Origin of the sequence: Tabrizicola thermarum (assembly GCF_003574395.1) — a bacterium.
Classification (GTDB): domain Bacteria; phylum Pseudomonadota; class Alphaproteobacteria; order Rhodobacterales; family Rhodobacteraceae; genus Tabrizicola; species Tabrizicola thermarum.
Genome location: NZ_KZ984536.1, coordinates 175278 through 195063 on the forward strand (window position 1 = coordinate 175278; position 19786 = coordinate 195063).

General features: G+C 67.9%; 18 protein-coding genes. 1 reads left to right on the forward strand and 17 read right to left on the reverse strand.

Annotated elements, in window-relative coordinates; translation table 11 throughout:
• Positions 1–23: 23 nt before the first annotated feature.
• From D5084_RS01515 to purQ, 5 genes are all read right to left on the reverse strand, one after another.
• On the reverse strand, positions 24–2744 hold the full coding sequence (locus tag D5084_RS01515; RefSeq protein ID WP_128513736.1) for an Rne/Rng family ribonuclease: 2721 nt from the start codon (positions 2742–2744) through the stop codon (positions 24–26).
• 387 nt (positions 2745–3131) lie between these two features.
• A complete protein-coding gene (locus D5084_RS18225; RefSeq protein ID WP_155523086.1) occupies positions 3132–3293 on the reverse strand; it encodes a hypothetical protein in 162 nt (53 codons plus the stop codon).
• Between the two features lie 345 nt (positions 3294–3638).
• Positions 3639–4967 (reverse strand): sigma-54-dependent transcriptional regulator, encoded by a 1329-nt coding sequence (locus tag D5084_RS01520; protein ID WP_128513737.1) that lies wholly within the window; start codon positions 4965–4967, stop codon positions 3639–3641.
• Positions 4968–4977: 10 nt separating this feature from the next.
• The gene (locus D5084_RS01525) at positions 4978–6738 is read right to left on the reverse strand and encodes a sensor histidine kinase (protein WP_128513738.1); all 1761 of its coding nucleotides are present in this window, start codon (positions 6736–6738) and stop codon (positions 4978–4980) included.
• A gap of 46 nt (positions 6739–6784) precedes the next feature.
• On the reverse strand, positions 6785–7453 hold the full coding sequence (purQ, locus tag D5084_RS01530; protein WP_128513739.1) for a phosphoribosylformylglycinamidine synthase subunit PurQ: 669 nt from the start codon (positions 7451–7453) through the stop codon (positions 6785–6787).
• A 96-nt stretch (positions 7454–7549) separates the two neighbouring features.
• Between purQ and D5084_RS01535 the strand changes: the two genes are divergently transcribed.
• On the forward strand, positions 7550–8920 hold the full coding sequence (locus tag D5084_RS01535; RefSeq protein WP_128513740.1) for an FAD-binding oxidoreductase: 1371 nt from the start codon (positions 7550–7552) through the stop codon (positions 8918–8920).
• A gap of 3 nt (positions 8921–8923) precedes the next feature.
• On the opposite strand, the gene D5084_RS01540 is transcribed toward D5084_RS01535, so the two are convergent.
• The 12 genes from D5084_RS01540 to D5084_RS01595 form a co-directional block, all read right to left on the reverse strand.
• A complete protein-coding gene (locus D5084_RS01540) occupies positions 8924–9085 on the reverse strand; it encodes a DUF3563 domain-containing protein (protein WP_128513741.1) in 162 nt (53 codons plus the stop codon).
• 129 nt (positions 9086–9214) lie between these two features.
• Positions 9215–10858, reverse strand: coding sequence for a DNA repair protein RecN (recN, locus tag D5084_RS01545; protein ID WP_128513742.1), 1644 nt, complete (start codon positions 10856–10858; stop codon positions 9215–9217).
• A gap of 34 nt (positions 10859–10892) precedes the next feature.
• Entirely contained in the window at positions 10893–11732 is an 840-nt protein-coding gene (locus D5084_RS01550; RefSeq protein WP_128513743.1) for an outer membrane protein assembly factor BamD, read from the reverse strand.
• Positions 11733–11838: 106 nt separating this feature from the next.
• Complete coding sequence (gene lpxC / locus D5084_RS01555) at positions 11839–12768, reverse strand: UDP-3-O-acyl-N-acetylglucosamine deacetylase (RefSeq protein WP_128513744.1); 930 nt, start codon at positions 12766–12768, stop codon at positions 11839–11841.
• 194 nt (positions 12769–12962) lie between these two features.
• The gene (gene ftsZ / locus D5084_RS01560; RefSeq protein WP_128513745.1) at positions 12963–14600 is read right to left on the reverse strand and encodes a cell division protein FtsZ; all 1638 of its coding nucleotides are present in this window, start codon (positions 14598–14600) and stop codon (positions 12963–12965) included.
• Positions 14601–14795: 195 nt separating this feature from the next.
• On the reverse strand, positions 14796–16130 hold the full coding sequence (gene ftsA / locus D5084_RS01565; protein WP_128513746.1) for a cell division protein FtsA: 1335 nt from the start codon (positions 16128–16130) through the stop codon (positions 14796–14798).
• Complete coding sequence (locus D5084_RS01570) at positions 16127–17023, reverse strand: cell division protein FtsQ/DivIB (protein WP_128513747.1); 897 nt, start codon at positions 17021–17023, stop codon at positions 16127–16129. Before D5084_RS01570 ends, ftsA begins: the two co-directional genes overlap by 4 nt.
• Entirely contained in the window at positions 17011–17931 is a 921-nt protein-coding gene (locus tag D5084_RS01575) for a D-alanine--D-alanine ligase (RefSeq protein WP_128513748.1), read from the reverse strand. Before D5084_RS01575 ends, D5084_RS01570 begins: the two co-directional genes overlap by 13 nt.
• A 39-nt stretch (positions 17932–17970) precedes the next feature.
• Positions 17971–18900, reverse strand: coding sequence for a UDP-N-acetylmuramate dehydrogenase (gene murB, locus D5084_RS01580; protein WP_128513749.1), 930 nt, complete (start codon positions 18898–18900; stop codon positions 17971–17973).
• A 39-nt stretch (positions 18901–18939) separates the two neighbouring features.
• Positions 18940–19206 (reverse strand): hypothetical protein, encoded by a 267-nt coding sequence (locus D5084_RS01585; RefSeq protein ID WP_155523087.1) that lies wholly within the window; start codon positions 19204–19206, stop codon positions 18940–18942.
• A 4-nt stretch (positions 19207–19210) separates the two neighbouring features.
• Complete coding sequence (locus D5084_RS01590) at positions 19211–19456, reverse strand: DUF2484 family protein (protein WP_128513751.1); 246 nt, start codon at positions 19454–19456, stop codon at positions 19211–19213.
• A complete protein-coding gene (locus tag D5084_RS01595) occupies positions 19453–19719 on the reverse strand; it encodes a DUF2484 family protein (RefSeq protein ID WP_128513752.1) in 267 nt (88 codons plus the stop codon). The genes D5084_RS01590 and D5084_RS01595 overlap by 4 nt, the downstream gene beginning before the upstream one ends.
• Positions 19720–19786 lie beyond the last annotated feature (67 nt).

The window sequence follows — 19786 nt, forward strand, 5'->3', positions numbered from 1 at the left end:
GTTCCGCAATCCTGCGCACCGCCTCAGCGGCCCAGCGACCACCAGCCCTTGCGCCTGGGCTTGGCCGGTTCATCCGCTTCCGGCGCCGGAGCTTCGGCCTCGGCCGGATCGGCGACCACGGTCTCGGCCACAGGCGCCAGTCCCGGATCGGGGGCCAGCGCAGGGGCCTCGGAGGCCTCGACCACCGCCTCCGCCTCCGCCGCCACAGGTGCCTTGGCTCGCGAGCGCGCCCTCGGCTTCGGCGCCTCGGCCTCGGGGGCCTCCTGGACGACCGGGGCCTCGCCGACCGGCGCGGCCAGAGCCTCCGCCTCTGCCGCGACCGCCTTGGCCCGGCTTGCCCGCTTCCTCGGCGCCGGCTTCGCCTCGGCGACCGGCTCATCCGCAGGCGCTTCGGTCGCCGGCGCCGCCGCTGCGACACCCTCGGCCACTGTCTCCACCGGCTCGGACCTTGTCCCGCGCGGCTTGCGCGTGCGCTTCGGCTTGGCCGTCGGCTCTTCGCTCACCGCTTCCGCCGCAACCTCCACCTCGACCTCGCCCGCGCCGTCCTCGTCCGCGCTGTCCTCGTCGTCGCCCTCGGCCCCGGCCTCGACCGACTCCTCGCCCGCCGGAGCGGCCCCCTCACGCTGGCCACCCCGCCGCCGCCGACGCCGCCGACGCTTCTTGCGCCCGCCCTGGCCATCGCCCTCGCCCGCCGCCGCAGCGGCAGCCGTCCGGGTCCCGCCCGAAACCTCGACCGAAGCCTCGGCCTCCTCGGCTTCCTCCTCGACCAGATCGTCGACGATATCCTCGTCGTCCTCTTCCTCGACCGGAGCACCCATCAGCCCGGCATGGCCCGACACGACCGGACCCTCCGGCACCGCCCGGATCGCGGTCTTGAACTTCTCGATGGAATAATCGGGCGACACCATCGTCGGGTCCGCCTCGATCCGCACCGCCATGCCATAGCGCGCCTCGATCAGCGCCACATGTTCCCGCTTGGCGTTGAAGAGGTAGTTCACGATCCCCACCGGCGCCTTCAGCAGCACCTCCTTCGACCGCTTCCGCGTCCCTTCCTCCTCCAGCGCGCGCAGGACCTGCAAGGCCATCGAATCGTCCGACCGGATCAACCCCGTGCCATGGCAATGCGGGCAGGGCTGGGTCGTCGATTCCAGCATCCCCGGGCGCAGGCGCTGCCGGCTCATCTCCAGAAGGCCGAAGCCCGAGATCCGCCCCACCTGGATGCGCGCGCGGTCCGTCTTCAGCTTGTCCTTCAGACGCTTCTCGACCGCGGCATTGTTCTTGCGCTCTTCCATGTCGATGAAGTCGATGACGATCAGCCCCGCGAGGTCGCGCAGGCGCAGCTGGCGCGCGATTTCCTCGGCGGCTTCCAGGTTCGTCTTCAGCGCCGTCTCCTCGATCGAGCCCTCCTTCGTGGCCCGGCCCGAGTTCACATCGATCGCCACCAGCGCCTCGGTCACGCCGATCACGATGTAGCCACCGGATTTCAGCTGCACGACCGGGTTGAACATGCTGGCCAGATAGCCCTCGACCCCGTATCTCGCGAACAGCGGCACCGGGTCCTGATAGCGCACGACCTGCTTGGCGTGGCTTGGCATGATCATCCGCATGAAGTCCTTGGCGGTGCGATAGCCCGCCTCGCCCTCGACCAGCACCTCGTCGATCTCGCGGGAATACAGATCCCGGATCGACCGCTTGATGAGGTCGCCTTCCTCGTAGATCTTGGCCGGAGCGATCGACTTCAGCGTCAGCTCGCGAATCTGTTCCCACAGCCGCATCAGATATTCGTAGTCGCGCTTGATCTCGGGCTTGGTGCGCTTGGCGCCTGCCGTCCGCACGATCAGGCCCGCGCCTTCCGGCACCTCCAGCTCGTTCGCGATCTCCTTCAACTTCTTGCGATCCACCGCATTGGTGATCTTGCGGCTGATCCCGCCGCCCCGCGCCGTGTTCGGCATCAGCACGCAATAGCGGCCCGCAAGGCTCAGATAGGTGGTCAGCGCCGCGCCCTTGTTGCCGCGTTCCTCCTTGACCACCTGGACCAGCATGATCTGCCGGACCTTGATGACTTCCTGGATCTTGTAGCGCCGGGCGCGCGGGCGGCGCGGAGCGGCGATCTCCTCGGCCAGATCCTCCTCGGCGATCGATTCGATCTCGTCGTCGGTGTCGCTGGCATGGTCCACCGCACGGTAATGCCCGTCAGAACCGTTTTCGACCGACTCGTTGTGGTGGTCGTGATCGTGGTGCTCATGGTCCTGATCTTCGGGGGCATCCATTTGCCCCGCTGCGGCAGCCTGCACCAGCGGCCCGTCGGTCCCCTCGTCCTCGCCCAGATCGACCACGTCCATCCCGGACGGGCCCTCGGTCACCATGTCGTCCGACTTCACCGTCTCGGCCCTGGCCGCAGGCCGCGGCGGGCGCCGGCGCGAACGACGGTTGTCCTCTTCCTCCTCGGCGCGGGCCATCGCCCGCTCTTCCTCAAGCAGGGCTTTCCGGTCGGCCACCGGGATCTGATAGTAATCGGGGTGGATTTCGGCAAAGGCCAGGAACCCGTGGCGGTTGCCGCCATATTCCACGAAGGCCGCCTGCAGCGAAGGTTCGACCCGCGTCACCTTGGCCAGGTAGATGTTCCCGGCAAGCTGGCGCTTGTTTACGGTCTCGAAGTCGAACTCTTCGACCTTGTTTCCGTCAACCACGACCACCCGGGTTTCCTCGGGATGGGTGGCATCGATAAGCATTTTCTTTGACATGTTGGTCCACTGCGCCCCGGGCGCAACGGGTCGTCCGGCGGGCCGGACGGAAGGTCGAAACGGGCGGGGCGGCTTGTCTGGGCGCGGGCAGCGGGCAGATGCAGCGGTCTGCGACCCTTGGGGTCGCCTGATCCGTTGCGCAAGATGCCCACACGCCTCATCGCGGTTACAACTGAAAGGCCTTTCGGGCCCTCCACCTAATTCAGCCAACAAATCCAAGGACTTGCGGGCAATGTGCACAGCCTTGCGGCCGATCCGGCTCCTTTGAGGGGACACGAATTTCACGCGCCCGGGCCCCAAAGGAGAGAATTCTTCGGGCAGCGAACTGCCTCTGGCCGACCCTATGGGCAAGCCGCAGGAAGGGCAATGGCGAATTTCACGGCCCTGTCACAGGCGTGTTTCGGGCACTCGATGGCCCAGCCGCCACCGGCAGACCGAGTCCGGCTCGTCCCGTTCCGTCGGGCAGATCGCCCGCATCGCCGCCTCGGTCCCGACGGCAGCATTGTCGGCCCGGGTCGTGTTGCGCGGGGCCAGCGGGATGGCAAGCACCCGGTCCCATGTCGTGCAGCCGGGGATTCGCGCACAAGCCCGCCTCGACCGCGTGCAGTTTCCAGGCCAGCCCGCCTTGCGAGGCAAGCGGCACGCCCAGAGTCAGCACCAGCCCTGCCCCGATCCACCCGTTCCGCACCTTGCCACCCCTGCGAGTCCTCCGCCGAGAAAGCCATGCAACGCGGGCCTGAGGCAAGTCCGGCTTCGCCGTTCAAGGGCCGAATAGGGGCGACGCAGAGCCACCCCTCAGGCGCGGGCAAATCCTGACGCAACCCTGATGCCCACAGCCAAGCCCTTGTTTTCACTGGCCGCGAAGACCTGCCCACGCGTGGGCAGCCCACGGGATCAGACGTAGTCGCTCCGGCTCAACCCATACTTGGCCATCTTCTCGTTCAGCGTCCGGCGCGGCAGGCACAGCTCCTCCATCACCGCCACGATCGACCCCTTGTGCCGCCGCATCGTGTTGTCGATCAGCATCCGTTCGAAGGCCTCGACATAGTCCTTCAACGGCTTGCCTTCCGTGGTCAGCGCCGGCCCCGAAGCCTCGTTCTCGGCCATGAGGAGACTGGCAATCGACCCCGACCCCCGCCGGTTCTGCAACACCGCCCGTTCCGCGATGTTGACCAGCTGCCGCACGTTCCCCGGCCAGGGCGCCTGCAACAGCTGCGCGGCTTCCTGAGCCGTCACCTGCGGCGCCTCGCAGCCGTATTCCTCGGCGAACTGCTCGGACAGCCGGGTGAACAGCTGCAGGATATCCTCGCCCCGCGTCCGCAAGGGCGGCAGCAGGATCGTCATCGCCCCCAGCCGGTAGTAGAGATCCGGCCGCAGCGACTGCTCCAGCGTCGTGTCCGGGGCATGGCTGTTGCAGATCGCGATGATCCGCGTCTCGGGCGGCGTGCCCTGATCGTTGATGAAGGTCAGCAGCCGCGCCTGCAACGCGGACGGCATCGCCTCGATGTCCTCCAGGCACAGCGTGCCCCCCCGCGCTTCCTCGACCAGGGGCAGCGCGCCATCCTCTGCCGGCCCGAACAGCCGCGCGGCCAGCTTGTCCTCGCTCCAGGCCGCGCAGGAGATCGCCACGAACTTCTTCGACGCCCGCGGCCCCACCGCGTGCAGGGCATGGGCGACCAGCGTCTTGCCCGTCCCCGTCTCGCCGTCGATCAGCACATGGCTGTCCGCCTGCCCGAGGTCCAGGATATCCTCGCGCAGCCGCTCCATCGCGGGCGACGAGCCGATCAGCTTCTTGATGATGGTCGAGCCGTCAGCCAGTTCCTTGCGCAGCGCCCGGTTGTCCAGCGTCATCCGCCGCGCCTGGGTGGCCTTCTTGGCAAGCTCGGTCATCCGGTCGGGATTGAACGGCTTCTCCAGGAAATCGAACGCCCCCACCCGCATCGCCTCGACCGCCATCGGCACATCGCCGTGGCCGGTGATCATGATGACCGGCAGTCCCGAATCCTGCCCCATCAGCCGCTTGAGGAACGCCATCCCGTCCATCCCCGGCATCTTGATGTCGCTGACCACCACACCCTGGAAATCCGGCCCGATCGCCTTCAGCGCGTCCTCGGCGCTGGCATAGGTTTCGGTGTCGAACCCGGACAGGGCCAGCCACTGGCTGATCGACTGCCGCATGTCGGCCTCGTCATCGACGATTGCCACTTTCATTGCGCGGGCCATTTGGACCTCATCATTCTGCTGCTTCCTGTCTGTTGCCAAGGATCGGCAATTGCATCTCGAACACCGCGCCGCCCCCGTCGCCGTTCCGCGCGGTCAGACGGCCGCCCAGATCGGTGACGATGCCGCTGGAGATCGCAAGGCCCAGCCCCACGCCCTCGCCCGGTTTCTTCGTCGTGTAGAAAGGTTCGAACAGGTTCTCGAGATCGCTGATCCCGTGACCATTGTCGCGCACCGTCAGAGTCGCGGTCTCGCCCGCCGACAGAAGGATGTCGATCTGCGGGTCCTTGATGTCTTTCGTGGCGTCCAGCGCGTTGCGCAACAGGTTGATGATCACCTGTTCCAGCCGCAGCCGGTCGGCCATCACCATCACCGGCTGGCGCGGGACGCCCCGGCTGATCTTCACCACGCGCGCCTTCAGCTGCGGCTCCATCATCGCCAGCGCCGACGACACACAAGCCCGAAGATCAACTTCTTCAAAGGCTTCGCCGCCTTTCCTCGCGTAAGACTTCAACTGCCGCGTGATCGCGCCCATCCGTTCGATCAGGTCATCGACCCGCTGGAACGACGACAGGGCCTCGTCCAGACGCTTGCGCTGCAACAGAAGCCGCGCGCCCGCGAGATAGGTCTTCATCGCCGCCAGAGGCTGGTTCAGCTCGTGGCTGACGGCCGCCGACATCTCGCCCAGGGCCGCCAGTTTCGACGACTGTGCCAGCGTCAGTTCGGCCACCTCCAGGTCCTTCTTCACCTTCTCCCGCTCCGCAATCGCCCGCTGCAACCGGGCGTTCAGAAGCCGCAGTTCCGCTGACTCCCGCTGGAACGACAGCGACCGCGACCAGGCCCGGCGCGACAAGAGGTAGAAAGTGAAGGCCATCAGGATCGCAAATCCCATGATCTCCAGCGCCAGGATCCCGTTCACCTGATCGCGCACAGATCCATAGGCGGTGAAGGTGGCAATCTTCCAGCCGCGGAACGGCACGCGCGCCTCGGTCCGCATCACCGCCTCGCCCCGCACATAGGCGTCGGGTGGGTCCTGCGTCCATTCCGCCGTGGCCCGCAGGGCCCGGGCGATGGCCGAGGGCGGATCGCGCAGCGCCAGCGCATCGGCGGCGGGCAGACCCCGCCAGCGCGGCTCGGTCGCCAGCATCACCGTGCCCTCGCTGTCGGTGACCATGATCGCATCCTGCAACCCCGCCCAGGCGCGTTCGTATTTCATCAGATCGACCGAAACCAGGATCACCCCCCGCGTCGTGCTGCCATCGGTGACCTTGCGGGAATAGAGGAAATCAAAGCCCCCCGTCTCGCGCCGCACCGCCGAAAAGATCGTGTCCTTCGACCGCTGCGCATCGACGAAATACTTCGCGTTGCGATGGCTGGTGCCCAGAAGATTGCGGTTCGTCGCCCCCACCACCCGACCGTCGGAATCCAGCAGCCGGATCGAGGCGACGCCGAGTTCCGATTGCAGCTTGATCAGCTTGGCCGAAGTGCCGGAAAAGTTGCCGCTTTTCAGCGACGAAACAAGGTCCGGGTCATTGGCCAGCAACAGCGGCACGACCGAAGTCCGCTGCAATTCCGCCATCAGGTTCCCGGTGTAAAGCGCCAGCCGCACTTCGGCCCGGCTGCGGGTATCGGCCGTGTAGCGGTCGGTCAGAAGTCGGTTCGACACCAGCACCACGATGGTCGCCAGAAGCACCAGAAAGACGACCACCAGCTTGGCGCGCCAGGGCAGGCCCGGCGCAGCGGCAGAGATCGAACTGGTATCATTGGAAGTCATGCGGGCAGAGTAGGCCCCGCCGGAAGTGGTCTCAAGCCGAAGCGGCTCAGGCCAGCGCCATCCCGCGCATCAGCGAGGCGAAGAGCCCCTTGCCGTCGCTGCTTCCCAGCGCCGGTTCGGTCGCGCGCTCGGGGTGCGGCATCATCCCCAGCACGCGGCGGTTCTCCGACAGGATGCCCGCGATGTCGCCCATGCTGCCGTTGGGGTTCTGCGTGTAGGTGAAGGCGATCCGGTCCTCGCCCTTCAGCCGCGCCAGCCCTTCGGCGTCGATCGTGTAGTTGCCGTCGTGATGCGCGATGGGAACGAGGATCTCCTGCCCCTTCCGGTAGGCAGCGGTAAAGTCGGACTGCGCCGTCTCGACCCGCAGCGAGACCGTCCGGCAGACGAATTTCAGCGTCGCGTTGCGCATCAGCACGCCGGGCAGAAGGCCCATCTCGGTGATGACCTGAAACCCGTTGCAGATGCCCAGCACATAGCCGCCGCGGACGGCATGGGCGCGGATCGCCGCGCTGATCGGAGACTGCGCCGCAATCGCCCCGCAGCGCAGATAGTCGCCAAAGCTGAAGCCTCCGGGCACCCCGACCACGTCCACGCCTTTCGGCAGATCGCTGTCCTTGTGCCAGACCCGCGCCACCTCGAACCCCGCGCCCTCGAAGGCCACGGCAAGGTCGCGGTCGCAGTTCGAACCCGGGAAGGTGACGACAGCGGCTTTCATCGGGGCGACTCCATCTTGCGACCATGCGCCTGATAGCCGAACGCCTGGAAAAGGGCCAGTGCTTGTGCCCCCCTTGAAAGCCGCTAGGCTAAAGCGATGCTTGACGATACCGCCCTCGCCGCCCTTCGCGCGATCTTCGGCGACCGGCTTTCGGTTGCGCCCGCCCTCCTGGCCCAGCACGCCCAGAGCGAAAGCCTGGTCTCCGCCGGCCGGCCCGACGCCGTGGTCTTCCCCCACGCCACCGATGAGGTCGCCGCCCTTGCCCGCTGGTCCTCGACCCACCGCGTCCCCTTGATCGGCTGGGGCGCGGGGACCTCGCTTGAAGGCCACGCTCTCGCGGTCTCGGGCGGAGTGGTGGTCAACTTCCGCGACATGGCCGCCGTCCTTGAAATCCGCCCCGAGGACCGCCTCGTCCGCGTCCAGCCGGGCATCACGCGCGAGGCCCTGAACCGCGAGCTGCGCGCCACCGGCCTGATGTTCCCGGTCGATCCCGGGGCCAATGCCACGCTTGGCGGGATGGCCGCCACCCGCGCCTCGGGCACGACGGCGGTCCGTTACGGCACGATGCGCGACAACGTCCGGGGGCTGGAGGTTGTGCTGGCAGATGGTCAGGTGATCCGCACCGGCACGGGCGCGCCCAAGTCCTCGGCGGGTTACGACCTGACCGCGCTCTTCGTCGGCTCCGAAGGCACGCTCGGTCTCATCACCGAACTGACCCTGCGGCTTCACGGCCAACCCGAAGCGGTGATGACCGCCGTCGCCGCCTTCCCCTCGGTCGCGGCCTCGGTCGATTGCGTGATCGCCACGATGCAGATGGGCCTCACGCCCGCGCGGATCGAGTTTCTGGATGCCGAGACGGTGGCCGCCTGCAACGCCTATTCGCACCTCTCCCTGCCCCCTGCCCCGCAGCTCTTGGTCGAGTTCCACGGCCACCCTGCGGGCCTGGCCGAGGACGTCTCCCGTTTCCGCGATCTGGCCGCCGCCCATGGTGCGACGGGGTTGGACTGGGCTGACAAGGCCGAGGACCGCACCCGGCTCTGGGCCGCGCGTCATGCGGCCTACCGCGCGATTCTGGCCTCCAGACCGGGGGCAAAGGCCGTGGTGACGGATGTCTGCGTGCCGATCTCGGCTTTGGCGACGGCAGTCGAGGAAACCCGGGCCGACATCGCGACCTCCGGCATCCCCGGCCCGATCCTCGGCCATGTCGGCGACGGCAATTTCCACGCGATCCTGCTGGTCGATCCGGCTTCGGACACCGAAGTGGCCACGGCAAAGGCCCTGGCGGGCCGCATGGCCCGGCGCGCCCTGCGACTGGGCGGCACGATCACCGGGGAACATGGCGTGGGCTTCGGCAAGCGACCCTGCATGCAGGCCGAACACGGGGCCGCCTGGGCGGTCATGGGCGCGCTGAAACGCGCCCTTGATCCTTTGGGGCTGATGAACCCCGGCAAGCTGGTGCCGGACTAGGGCCTAGTAATAGGGATGCGGCTGGCGGAACAGTCCGCGGTCGATCTCGCGCTCGCGGCGTTCAAGGTCGATCCGGGACACGGCAGCGTCAAGATAGGCCCGCTCGCGTTCCGAGATGGCATCGGTGGGAGGCGTTGCGACAAGCGATTTCAGGATGTTGAACATGTGACTGCCCTTTCTTCTGGCCCTGAACATAGCGCGCCGCAGCGCAGCATTGCAGGTCCGCTCCGGCAATTCCGTCATGCGCCTGACGCATAGGCTGTCACAAGAATGCCGTAACTGCGGGCAGAGCGCCTAGCCGGCCAGCAAGGCGCGCGCGGCGGCGCGGGCCGCTTCGGTCACCGTGTCGCCCGCCAGCATCCGGGCGATCTCCTCGACCCTTTCCCCGGGCGGCAAGGCCGTGACGGTGGACAGCGTCTGGCCCCCCGCCACCCGCTTCTCCACCCGCCAGTGCCGCGCGCCGAAGGCCGCGACCTGCGGACTGTGCGTCACCACCAGAACCTGTGCGCCCTGTGCCAGGGCCTTGAGCCTGCGCCCCACCGCATCCGCCGTCGCCCCGCCGACCCCCCGGTCGATCTCGTCGAAGATCAGCGTCAGGCCGGGACTGTCGCCCGTCAGGCAGACCTTCAGCGCCAGAAGGAACCGGCTCAGCTCCCCGCCCGAGGCAATCCGGTTCAGCGGCCCCGCCGGTGAGCCGGGGTTCGTAGCCACGGTGAAAGTCACCGCATCCACCCCCTCGGGCCCCGGCTCGCCCGGCGTCACCTCGGTCACGAAAACCGCGCGCTCCATCTTCAGGGGCGCCAGTTCCGCCGCCATCGCTGCATCCAGCCGGCTCGCCGCCGCGCGCCGAGCCGCCGTCACCCGCGCCGCCTCGGCCGCATAGGCGGCTTCCGCCTCGGCCACCGCCTTCGCCAGCCGGGCAATCCCCGCCGCCCCGCCGTCGATCGCCGCCAGCCGCGCCCGCAAGCCATCGGCAAACCCGCCCAGATCGTCGGCCAGGACCCCATGCTTGCGCGCCAGCGCCCGGATCGCGAACAGCCGCTCTTCCACCCGCTCCAGTTCCCCGGGATCGAAGTCCAGCGCCTCCAGCGCCCGCTCCACCCCGGCCTGAGCCTCGCCCAGTTCGATCAGCGCCCGGTTCAGCGCCTCCATCGGCGCGTCGAGCCGCCCCTCGGCCTTGTCCGCCGCGCCGTCCAGCCAACGCAGCGCGTCGCGCATCCGGCCTTCGGCACCCTCGTCCGACAGGGCCATCAGCGCCTTGGCCACATCCTCGCGGATCCGCCCGGCGCCCTGCATCAGCCGACGACGGGCGTCCAGCGCCTCGTCCTCACCGGGGCGAGGGTCCAGCTTGTCCAGTTCCCCCACCGCATGGCGCAGAAACTCTTCCTCGGCCGCCGCGCGCGCCAGCGCCGCCTCGGCCTCGGAGAGCCGCATCCGCGCCTCGCGCTGCGCCGCCCAGGCCGTGCGCACCGCGCCAAGGTCCAGCCCCGCGTAAGCGTCCAGCAGCGCCCGATGCCCGCGCGGGTTCAGCAAGCCCCGGTCGTCATGCTGGCCATGCAGTTCGACCAGAGTGTCCGACAGATCGCGCAGAACCTCGCCGCTGACCCGGCGGTCGTTGACGAAGGCGGTCTTGCGCCCGTCTGCGCTGTTCACCCGGCGCAGGATCAGCTCGTCCTCGGCCTCGATCCCCGCCGCCTCCAGCACGCCCCGCGCGGCATGGCCGGGGGAAAGGTCGAAGACCGCCGTCACCTCCCCCTGCGAGGCGCCCTGCCGCACCAGCTCGGCCCGGCCCCGCCAGCCCAGCACGAAGCCCAGGGCGTCCAGCAGAATCGACTTCCCCGCCCCCGTCTCGCCGGTCAGCACGTTCAGACCCGGGCCAAGCTCCAGGCTCAGCCGGTCGATGATAAGGACATCGCGGATATCCAGACTGCGCAGCATCGTCAGCCGCAGGGTGCGCAGCAGCGCACCATCCTCACAACCACTCGCCGCGGACCATCTGGCGATAGATCGTGCGCAGCCAGCCTTCGCCCTTGGCTTCCGGCGACAGGCCCTTGCCCTTCAACAGGCGGAAGCTGTCGTCGTAGAACGGCGAGGACTGGTAGTTGTAGCCCAGGATCGCCGCCGCCGTCTGCGCCTCGTCGGTCAGGCCCAACGCCAGATAGCATTCCACCAGCCGGTGCAGCGCCTCGGCCGTGTGGCTTGTCGTCTGGTAATCCGCGACCACGGTGCGGAACCGGTTGATCGCCGCCGCATAGTGCCGCCGCTTCAGGTAGTAGCGCCCGACTTCCATCTCCTTCGCCGCCAGCTGGTCGAAGGCCAGCTCGAACTTCAGCATGGCCGATCGGGCATATTCGCTGTCGGGATAGGTCTCGATCACGTCGCGCATGCCCTTGAGCGCCTGGAAGGTCACGCCCTGGTCACGGCCCACGTCGTCGATCTGGTCGTAATAGCTCAGCGCCATCAGGTACAGCGCGTAGGGCGCATCCTCGTCGCCGGGGTAGAAATCCAGGAATCGCTGCGCTGCATCGCGCGCTTCGGGATATTGCTTGGCCTTGTGATGCGTGTAGGCCTGCATGATCAGGGCACGCTTGGCGAATTCGGTATAGGGATACAGCCGTTCGACTTCCTGGAAGTAGATCAGCGCATCCTTGGGCTTCTTGCCGGTTTCAAGCTCCAGCTCGCCCTTCTTGTAGATTTCTTCCGCGGTGTAGGTATCAAGCGCGCGTTCCTGCGGGCCGCCCGCGCAGCCGGCCAGCGCCGCCACCAGAACCGCCGCTCCTAGAAACCCTGCGCCGGGCCTTCTGCCTGACATTCTTTGCCTATCCAACCTGCAGCCCGGGCGGTTCGCCCCTGTGTTTGGCCCGTCCTAGCACAGAAAAATCCGGGGCGCAAAACGCCTTTCGTGACTTTGCGTAGGTTCAGAGACACCCGTTGCGCAAGGGCAAATCACCCGCATGGACGCCAACCCCCGGCAGCTTGCCCAGGGTGCGCGGCCCGCAGTCCACGATTTCATAGGCCGAAGCATCGGCAAACAGTGCCCGCAACAGTCGGTTGGTCAGCGCATGGCCCGCCCGTTCCCCGATGTACCGCCCCAGGATCGGGCCACCCGCCAGCGCCAGATCGCCCACCGCGTCCAGCATCTTGTGACGCACGGGTTCGTCGGCATGGCGCAGGCCGCCCGGCGACAGCACCCGGTCGCCCGCGAAGACCACCGCGTTTTCCAGCGTGCCGCCCAGGGCCAGACCCTTGGCCCGCATCGCGTCGATGTCGGACTGGCGGCAGAAGGTGCGGCTGTCGGACAACTCGCGCACGAAGGCGCCGTTGGCCATGTTCAGCCGACGCTCCTGCACGCCGATCGCCTTGTCCTCGAAGTCGATGCGGAAGTCGATCTCCAGCATGTCGGCCGGTTCCAGCCGCGCCAGGGCATCGCCCTCGCGCACTTCGACCGGCTTCAGGATCCGCACCGCGCGGACCGGCGGGTCCTGTTCTTCCAGCCCGGCGGCCATGAAGCCCTCGACGAAGGGCACGGCCGAGCCGTCAAGGATCGGTACTTCGGGTCCGTCGATCTCGACCAGGGCGTTGTGGATGCCGAACCCGGCCAGCGCGGCCATCAGATGTTCGATGGTCGAAACCGAGACACCCGCCTCGTTCTGGATGACCGTGCACAGGCGCGACGGCGTGACGGCATCCCAGCGCGCCGGGATCATCTGGTCGCGGTCGGCGACATCGGTGCGACGAAACCAGATCCCGTGATCGGCAGGCGCCGGATGCACGACCATCCGCACGGGCAGGCCAGTGTGCAGGCCAAGCCCGGAAAAAGTCGCAGGGGAATTCAGCGTATTCTGCACGTCTCGCTCAACCTCATGCCGGGCAGGTTCAGCGCCCGCATCCGGTTGCCCGTTAGCTATTCGTTAAGAGCCGCTATCTCAACTCACTCTTTGTGACCATATGTGACAGATGTGAAACCTTCGGCAAGGCCTTGCCACCAAAAGGAAAAGGCCCGGTTTCCCGGGCCAGTCTCGGTGGTGGTGCCGCGTTCTTTTCAGTTGGCCTGGCGGCGCAGGAAGGCGGGAATCTCGATCCGGTCCTGATCGGAACCCAGGTCGTGATCGTCGTCGTAAGAGGTCACCGGCGGCTGCGTGCGGCCCGTCGGGGCAGTCGGGCTGCCGGCTTCCAGATGTCCGGCCATGCGGTTGATCAGCGAGCCGATGCCGAACCGCGGCTTTGCGGCCGCAGCCGGTGCGGCAGCCGGAGCGGCGGCCGGGGCCGGGCGTGAGAACTGCGACGGGGCATGGCCCGGACGGCTGACCGCTGCCTGCAACCGGGCCAGCGCCTCGGGCGAGGGCTGACCGGCAGCCCGCGGACGCGGGGCGACAAAGGCACCCGGATCGGCTTCGATCGCGGCCGGGGTCGACCGGACCAGCGCCGGCTGCGCCGGGGTCTGCGGGCGATAGGCGGGCGGCGGCAGATCGTCGGCGATCGACAGGTCGTCGGCCTCGAAGTCGGCTTTCGACGCCGCTGCGTCAAAGGCCGCGTCGGCAACCCTCTCGACCTCCTGCCCGAAGGCCATCCGCTCTTCCATCACCGGCTCGGGCGTCGGCACATGCGCCGGCGCAGCCGCGCGCGGGGCTTCCGGTTCGCGGGCGGGGGCCATGGACAGCGGCCGCTCCATCGTCCGGCGCGCCACCGGCGGCTCGGCCTTGTTCGCCGCCGAGGCGTCGATGCCCGTCGCCACGACCGACACGCGGATACGGCCTTCCATCGCAGTGTCCAGAGTGGAGCCGACGATGATGTTCGCCTCGGGGTCCACCTTCTCGCGGATGATGTTGGCGGCCTCGTCCAGCTCGAACAGCGTCAGGTCGTGCCCGCCGGTGATGTTGATGAGGACACCCTTGGCCCCGTTCAGGCTGATCTCGTCCAGAAGCGGGTTGGCAATCGCCTTCTCCGCCGCCTGGATCGCCCGGTCGTCGCCACTGGCTTCGCCGGTGCCCATCATCGCCTTGCCCATCTCGTCCATCACCGCGCGGACGTCGGCGAAGTCCAGGTTGATGAGGCCGGGCCGCACCATCAGGTCGGTCACGCCCTTCACGCCCTGATACAGCACGTCATCGGCCATGGCGAAGGCTTCGGTGAAGGTGGTGCGCTCGTTGGCCAGCCGGAACAGGTTCTGGTTCGGGATGATGATCAGCGTATCGACCACCTTCTGAAGCGCCTCGATCCCCTCTTCCGCCTGGCGCATCCGCTTGGCGCCCTCGAACTGGAAGGGCTTGGTCACCACGCCGACCGTCAGCACGCCCAGCTCGCGCGCGGCCTGCGCGATGATCGGCGCCGCACCCGTGCCGGTGCCCCCGCCCATGCCCGCGGTGATGAAGCACATGTGCGCCCCCGCCAGGTGGTCGACGATCTCTTCGATCGTCTCCTCCGCCGCCGCCGCCCCGACCGAGGGCCGGGCCCCTGCTCCAAGACCTTCCGTCGCCTTGACACCCATCTGGATCCGCGCGCTTGCCCGGCTTTGCTGCAAGGCCTGGGCATCGGTGTTGGCCACGACGAACTCGACGCCTTCCAGCATCTTGTCGATCATGTTGTTCACCGCATTGCCGCCCGCGCCGCCCACACCGAACACGGTGATGCGCGGCTTCAGCTCTTCACGCTCGGAAGTCATCGTCAGATTGAGTGCCATGGGTTTGCCTGTCCCTTTGTCCGCCGCCTGTTTCCGGTCCTTTCCGCCACGAAATCCACGCGGAAGGCCGACTTATCCCCGATTCTATCCACAACGGCGCACGACGTCACGCGAAAACTCGTGCCAAACCACGAAATCTGGGGGGCTAACCCCCGTATTCAGCGGTATTTCGCCCTTCGCCCGTGGATATGGTGGTCACCAGTTGTCCTTGAACCATTTGACGGCCCGCCGCAAGGACCGCGCCGGATAGCGTTCCGCCGGGATTTCGAAGTCCCACCATTCGTCCTGCGGGTGCGCCGCGAACAGACACAGCCCGACCGCAGAGGCAAAAGCCGCCCCCGTCGCCGCCTGCGGCAGGCCCTGCACCCGAAGGGGCCGCCCCAGCCGCACCCTTTGGCCCAGGATGCGCGTCGCGATGCCGTCCAGCCCCGGGATCTGGCTGCCGCCGCCGGTCAGCACGATCTGCTGGCTTGGCAGAGTATCGAAACCCGCCGCGTCCAGACGGTCGCGCACTTCTTCCAGGATCTCCTCGACGCGCGGGCGCATGATGCCGATCAGCTCGGTCCGGCTGATCTGGCGGCGATCCTTTTCCCAGTCCCCGCTGTCGCCGCCGATGTCGATCATCTCGCGGTCGTCCATGCCGGTGGCATACAGACCGCCATGCCGCGTCTTGATCCGCTCGGCCACCGCCATCGGGATCTGCAAGCCCTTGGAAATGTCGCTCGTCACATGATCCCCGCCCATCCGCACGCTGTCGGCATAGATCATGTGCTTCTTCATGAAGATCGAGATGCCGGTCGCGCCCCCGCCCATGTCGATGCAGGCCGCGCCCAGTTCCTGTTCGTCCTCGACCAGGGACGCGATGCCCGAGACATAGGCCGATGAGGCCAGCCCCGCCAGTTCCAGATCGCAGCGCTTGATGCAGTACAGAAGGTTCTGGATCACATCGCCGTCCACCGACAGAAGGTGCATGTCCACCGCCAGCCGGTGCCCGATCTGCCCGCGCGGATCGCCCAGGCCCGTGCGATGGTCCAGCGCGAAGTTCACCGGCTGGGCATGCAGGACCTCGCGTCCCGGCCCGAGATCCGGCACGTCGCAGGCGGCCAGCACGCGGCTGACGTCCTGTTCCGTCACCACGCTGTCCTGCAAGTCCAGCTCGCCCGCCAGCCCATAGCTGCGCGGCTCTGCGCCCGCAAAGCAGGCGATCACATGATCGACCCGCACATTGGCCATCTTCTGCGCCGCCTGCACCGCCGTGCGGATCGCGCGCTCGGTCTCGTTCATCACCGCGATCTCGCCAAAGCGCACGCCCCGGCTGCGGGTGGTGGCCGCACCGATCACCCGGAACTGGCTCTGCCCCGCCATCGGCCCCACGCCGTCCTGCTCGCGCAGCCGGTCCGGGCCGTCGAACCGCAGGACCAGGCAGGCGATCTTGCTGGTGCCGACGTCCAGAATGGCGATCACGCCGCGCTGCATGGCGGCCTTGCGCATGTTCCGCATGGCCCGCTGGGAAGTATAGAGATCGGTCACAGTTCGTTCTCCACGGTTGCAAGGCCCTGCGCGCGGCGCACCTCGGCAAGGGCATGGGGGGAAAGGCGAAGGGTGGGGCGGTGGTCCGACCGCAGATCGACGGTCAGGATGTCGCGGTTCATCAGGTCCTGCGCATGGTCCAGCGCAAGCAGACGCTCCAGCGCCTGCACCGGGTTCTTCTCAGGCAGAAGCACGCGCTGGTCTCGGTCCAGCACCAGATCCCAGCGGCGCTCGCCCACCCGCACCAGCCCCCGGATACGCGGCGTCAGCGGTCCGGCGGCGGCGATCAGGTCCAGCGCCTCGGGCGTGGCCTTGTCGGCCCCCTCGCCCGCGATCAGCGGCAGGTCGGGACGGTCGGTGCGCGACAGAAGACCCGCGACGCGATGGCCGGTCTCGTCGACCAGGGTCAGGCCATCCTCGGTGCGCCAGATCGCGACCGGCACCCGTTCGGTGATCAGCACTTGCAGAATTCCACCCGACCGCACCCGCAGATCGGCCTTCTTCACCGCATCCAGCTTCTCGATCCGTGCCCGCGCCGCGTCCAGGTCGATGTCGAAGGACGACATCGGCAAGGGTAGCGCCAGCTTGGCGCGGACTGCTTCGGCCAGGTCCTCCGAGGCGCCCTCGATCCGGGCAAGGCTGACGCGGAACTCGGGCCGCGCCTCGAACTCTTCGCGCAGATGCGTCAACTGGCCGATCACCGCCTGCCGGTTCGGCTCGTGGCTGAACCACAGCACCGTCGCGCCGATCATCCCCAGCAGCGGCACGCCCTTTACCAGGAAACCGCGCACATAGGGCGTCAGCATCAGCCGTTGCAGCCGGTAATCCCACTTCGACGGCGCGGGATCGCGGCGCGGGCTGCGACCGGGGCGGCGGCCGATCAGCGATTGCATGACGCATCCTCCACCATCCAGGCGCAGAACTCCGGGAACCCGATCCCCTGCATCGCCGCCTGCTCGGGCGCGAGCGACGTGGGCGTCATCCCCGGCTGGGTGTTCGTCTCCAGCAGGATCAGCCCGGCCAGCCCGCGCGCCTCGTCCCAGCGGAAATCGGTGCGACTGACGCCCCGGCACCCCAGCGCCCGGTGCGCGCGCAGCGCATAGTCCAGACAGGCCGCCTCGATCTCGGCCGGGATGTTCGCCGGGCATTCATGCCGGCTGCCGCCCGGGGCATACTTGGCCTCATAGTCATACCAGCCGTCGGTGATGATATCCGTCACCCCCAGCGCCCGGTCGCCCATCACCGTGGTCGTCAGCTCGCGCCCCGGGGCATAGGCCTCCACCATCACCACCGCCGGCATCGACGCCGCCAGCCGCGGCACGTTCGACCCCTCGCGCACGATGTAGACCCCGACCGAGGACCCTTCGTTGTAGGGCTTCACCACATAGGGAGCCGCCAGCACATGCCCCGCCTCGACCTCGTCCCGCGACGCCAGCCGGCTTTCCACCACCGGCAGACCGGCAGCGCGATAGACCTCCTTGGTCCTGACCTTGTCCATCGCCAGGGCCGAGGCCAGCACCCCGGAATGCGTATAGGGGATCCTCAGCCATTCCAGCATCCCCTGCACGCAGCCGTCCTCGCCCCAGCGGCCATGCAGCGCGTTGAAACAGACGTCGGGTTTCAGCTCGGTCAGACGCGCAGGCAGATCGGGGCCGCAATCGACCTCCGTCACCCGGTAACCAGCCTCCCGCAGGGCCTTGGCGCATTCGCGCCCAGAGACAAGCGACACTTCCCGCTCGGCGGAAAGGCCACCCATCAGAACCGCCACTTCGGGGGCCATCCTGCTCGATGCGCCCGCCATGCACTGCCTCATCCGGGCCTTGTATGACCCGTGATATCGTTAGTCCTGCGGGAATTCTCCGACCCGCATGATTTCCCACTCTAGCGTGATACCGCTTGATTGGAAAACCTTTTTTCGCACTTCCTCGCCCAGATTTTCCAGATCCGCCGCCGTCGCCCCCCCGGCGTTGATCAGAAAGTTGGAATGCATGGCAGACATCTGCGCCCCGCCGACCCTCGCTCCCCGCATCCCGGCCTCGTCGATCACCTTCCAGGCCTTCAACTCGTGGCTGTCGTCCGCGCGGCCGGTCGAGCTGAACCCCGCCGGATTGCGGAACGTCGACCCCGCCGAGCGCTCCTTCGTCGGCTGGCTGGCATCGCGCCGGGCGATCTGGTCCACCATCCGCGCCTCCAGCGCCGCCGGATCCCCCCGTCCCGCCCGGAACGTGGCCGAAACGATCACCGCGCCCTCCGGCAGATCGCTCTGCCGATAGCGCAGGGCCAGCGCGCTTGCAGGCAATGTCACGACCTCGCCCGACCGCAAGACGACCCGCACCTCCTCCAGCACATCCGCCACATAGGACCCGTAGCACCCGGCATTCATCCGCACCGCGCCGCCGATCGTCCCCGGAATGGTCCGCAGGAAGGTCAGGTCCAGCCCAGCCTCTGCCGCCCGCCGCGCCACATGCGCGTCCAAGGCCGCAGCCCCCGCGACGACCCTGTCCCCCTCGACCGCAATCGCATTGAACCCCCGCCCCAGCCGGATCACCACCGCACGGATGCCGCCGTCCCGCACGATCAGGTTCGACCCCACGCCCATCGGGAACACCGGCACGGAAGGATCCAGCGCGCCCAGAAACGCGGCCAGATCGGCCTCGTCCGCGGGCTGATACAGCCAGTCCGCCGGCCCGCCGACCCGCAGCCAGGTCAGGTCCGCCAGCGGGCGATCCGGCGTCAGCACGCCGCGCGTTTCGGGCAAAGTCACCGTCATCCCTGCCTTCTGCGGCGCTTTCCGCATCCGTGCAAGACCTCAGGCCCGCCGCCACAGCGCAAGCAGGATTCCGACCACCGCGCCCCCAAGGATCGGCGCGGCAAAGAGCAGCGCCTCGCGCAAAAGGCCGATCCCTCCGGCCATGTCCAGGCCCGCTTCCTGCCAGGTCATGCCGATCATCGCCGCCAGCGCCAGAACCGGCAGCAGCACCGCCGCCCCCCAGCCATAGCGACGGGTCATGAAATGGGACATCAGCCCAGCCAGAATCACTGTCGCGCCCGCAATCGCCCAGAGACTCCCTGTCATCGCCCTACCCGACCTGACGGCGCAGCCAGCGCCAGAGGAAGATCACCGGCCAGCGCAGGACCGACGCCCCTGCGGCCAACAGCAGAAGTCCCACCACCGGGCCGCCGACATAGGTCGCCCAGCCCAGAAGCGGCACGCCCAGCGCGATCAGCACATAGGCCGCCCGCCAATGCCTGTCGCGCGACGGAAACATCGCGATCACATTCGCCGCGATCAGCCAGACCAGACAAAGCGCAAGCGGCAGCGTCACTTCTCAAGCTCCTTCGGCAGCGGCGCGGGCCGTCCCATGGCCCGCCGCGCGAAGTAGAGCAGCGGGTTGCGGAACATCGAGACAAAGGCGAACAGCCCCACCGCCAGCCAAAGCCAGCCATGCAGCCAGCCGATCCAGACCAGCAGCACCGGAGCAGCCGCCAGCAGAGCCAGCCCTGGCGCCATCTGCCGCCGCATCGGCAGCATCGCCGTGACCGCTGCGGCAAGGACCCAGAGACAGCCCAGGATCAGCGGCGGGCTCATTTCAGCACCGTCAGCCCCGGGAACCCAAATTCCTTCGAAGGAATTTGCAAAACTCTTCGAAGAGTTT

What these genes read in the sequence shown, in the direction of transcription:
- D5084_RS01575 (WP_128513748.1), bottom strand. Translation starts at nt 17,931, where the DNA reads ATGGCGGGCGCATCGAGCAGGATGGCCCCCGAAGTGGCGGTTCTGATG.
- ftsZ (WP_128513745.1), bottom strand. Translation starts at nt 14,600, where the DNA reads ATGGCACTCAATCTGACGATGACTTCCGAGCGTGAAGAGCTGAAGCCG.
- D5084_RS01595 (WP_128513752.1), bottom strand. Translation starts at nt 19,719, where the DNA reads ATGAGCCCGCCGCTGATCCTGGGCTGTCTCTGGGTCCTTGCCGCAGCG.
- purQ (WP_128513739.1), bottom strand. Translation starts at nt 7,453, where the DNA reads ATGAAAGCCGCTGTCGTCACCTTCCCGGGTTCGAACTGCGACCGCGAC.
- D5084_RS01540 (WP_128513741.1), bottom strand. Translation starts at nt 9,085, where the DNA reads ATGTTCAACATCCTGAAATCGCTTGTCGCAACGCCTCCCACCGATGCC.
- D5084_RS01550 (WP_128513743.1), bottom strand. Translation starts at nt 11,732, where the DNA reads ATGTCAGGCAGAAGGCCCGGCGCAGGGTTTCTAGGAGCGGCGGTTCTG.
- D5084_RS01525 (WP_128513738.1), bottom strand. Translation starts at nt 6,738, where the DNA reads ATGACTTCCAATGATACCAGTTCGATCTCTGCCGCTGCGCCGGGCCTG.
- D5084_RS01535 (WP_128513740.1), top strand. Translation starts at nt 7,550, where the DNA reads ATGCTTGACGATACCGCCCTCGCCGCCCTTCGCGCGATCTTCGGCGAC.
- recN (WP_128513742.1), bottom strand. Translation starts at nt 10,858, where the DNA reads ATGCTGCGCAGTCTGGATATCCGCGATGTCCTTATCATCGACCGGCTG.
- murB (WP_128513749.1), bottom strand. Translation starts at nt 18,900, where the DNA reads ATGACGGTGACTTTGCCCGAAACGCGCGGCGTGCTGACGCCGGATCGC.
- D5084_RS01585 (WP_155523087.1), bottom strand. Translation starts at nt 19,206, where the DNA reads ATGACAGGGAGTCTCTGGGCGATTGCGGGCGCGACAGTGATTCTGGCT.
- D5084_RS01570 (WP_128513747.1), bottom strand. Translation starts at nt 17,023, where the DNA reads ATGCAATCGCTGATCGGCCGCCGCCCCGGTCGCAGCCCGCGCCGCGAT.
- D5084_RS01520 (WP_128513737.1), bottom strand. Translation starts at nt 4,967, where the DNA reads ATGGCCCGCGCAATGAAAGTGGCAATCGTCGATGACGAGGCCGACATG.
- D5084_RS01515 (WP_128513736.1), bottom strand. Translation starts at nt 2,744, where the DNA reads ATGTCAAAGAAAATGCTTATCGATGCCACCCATCCCGAGGAAACCCGG.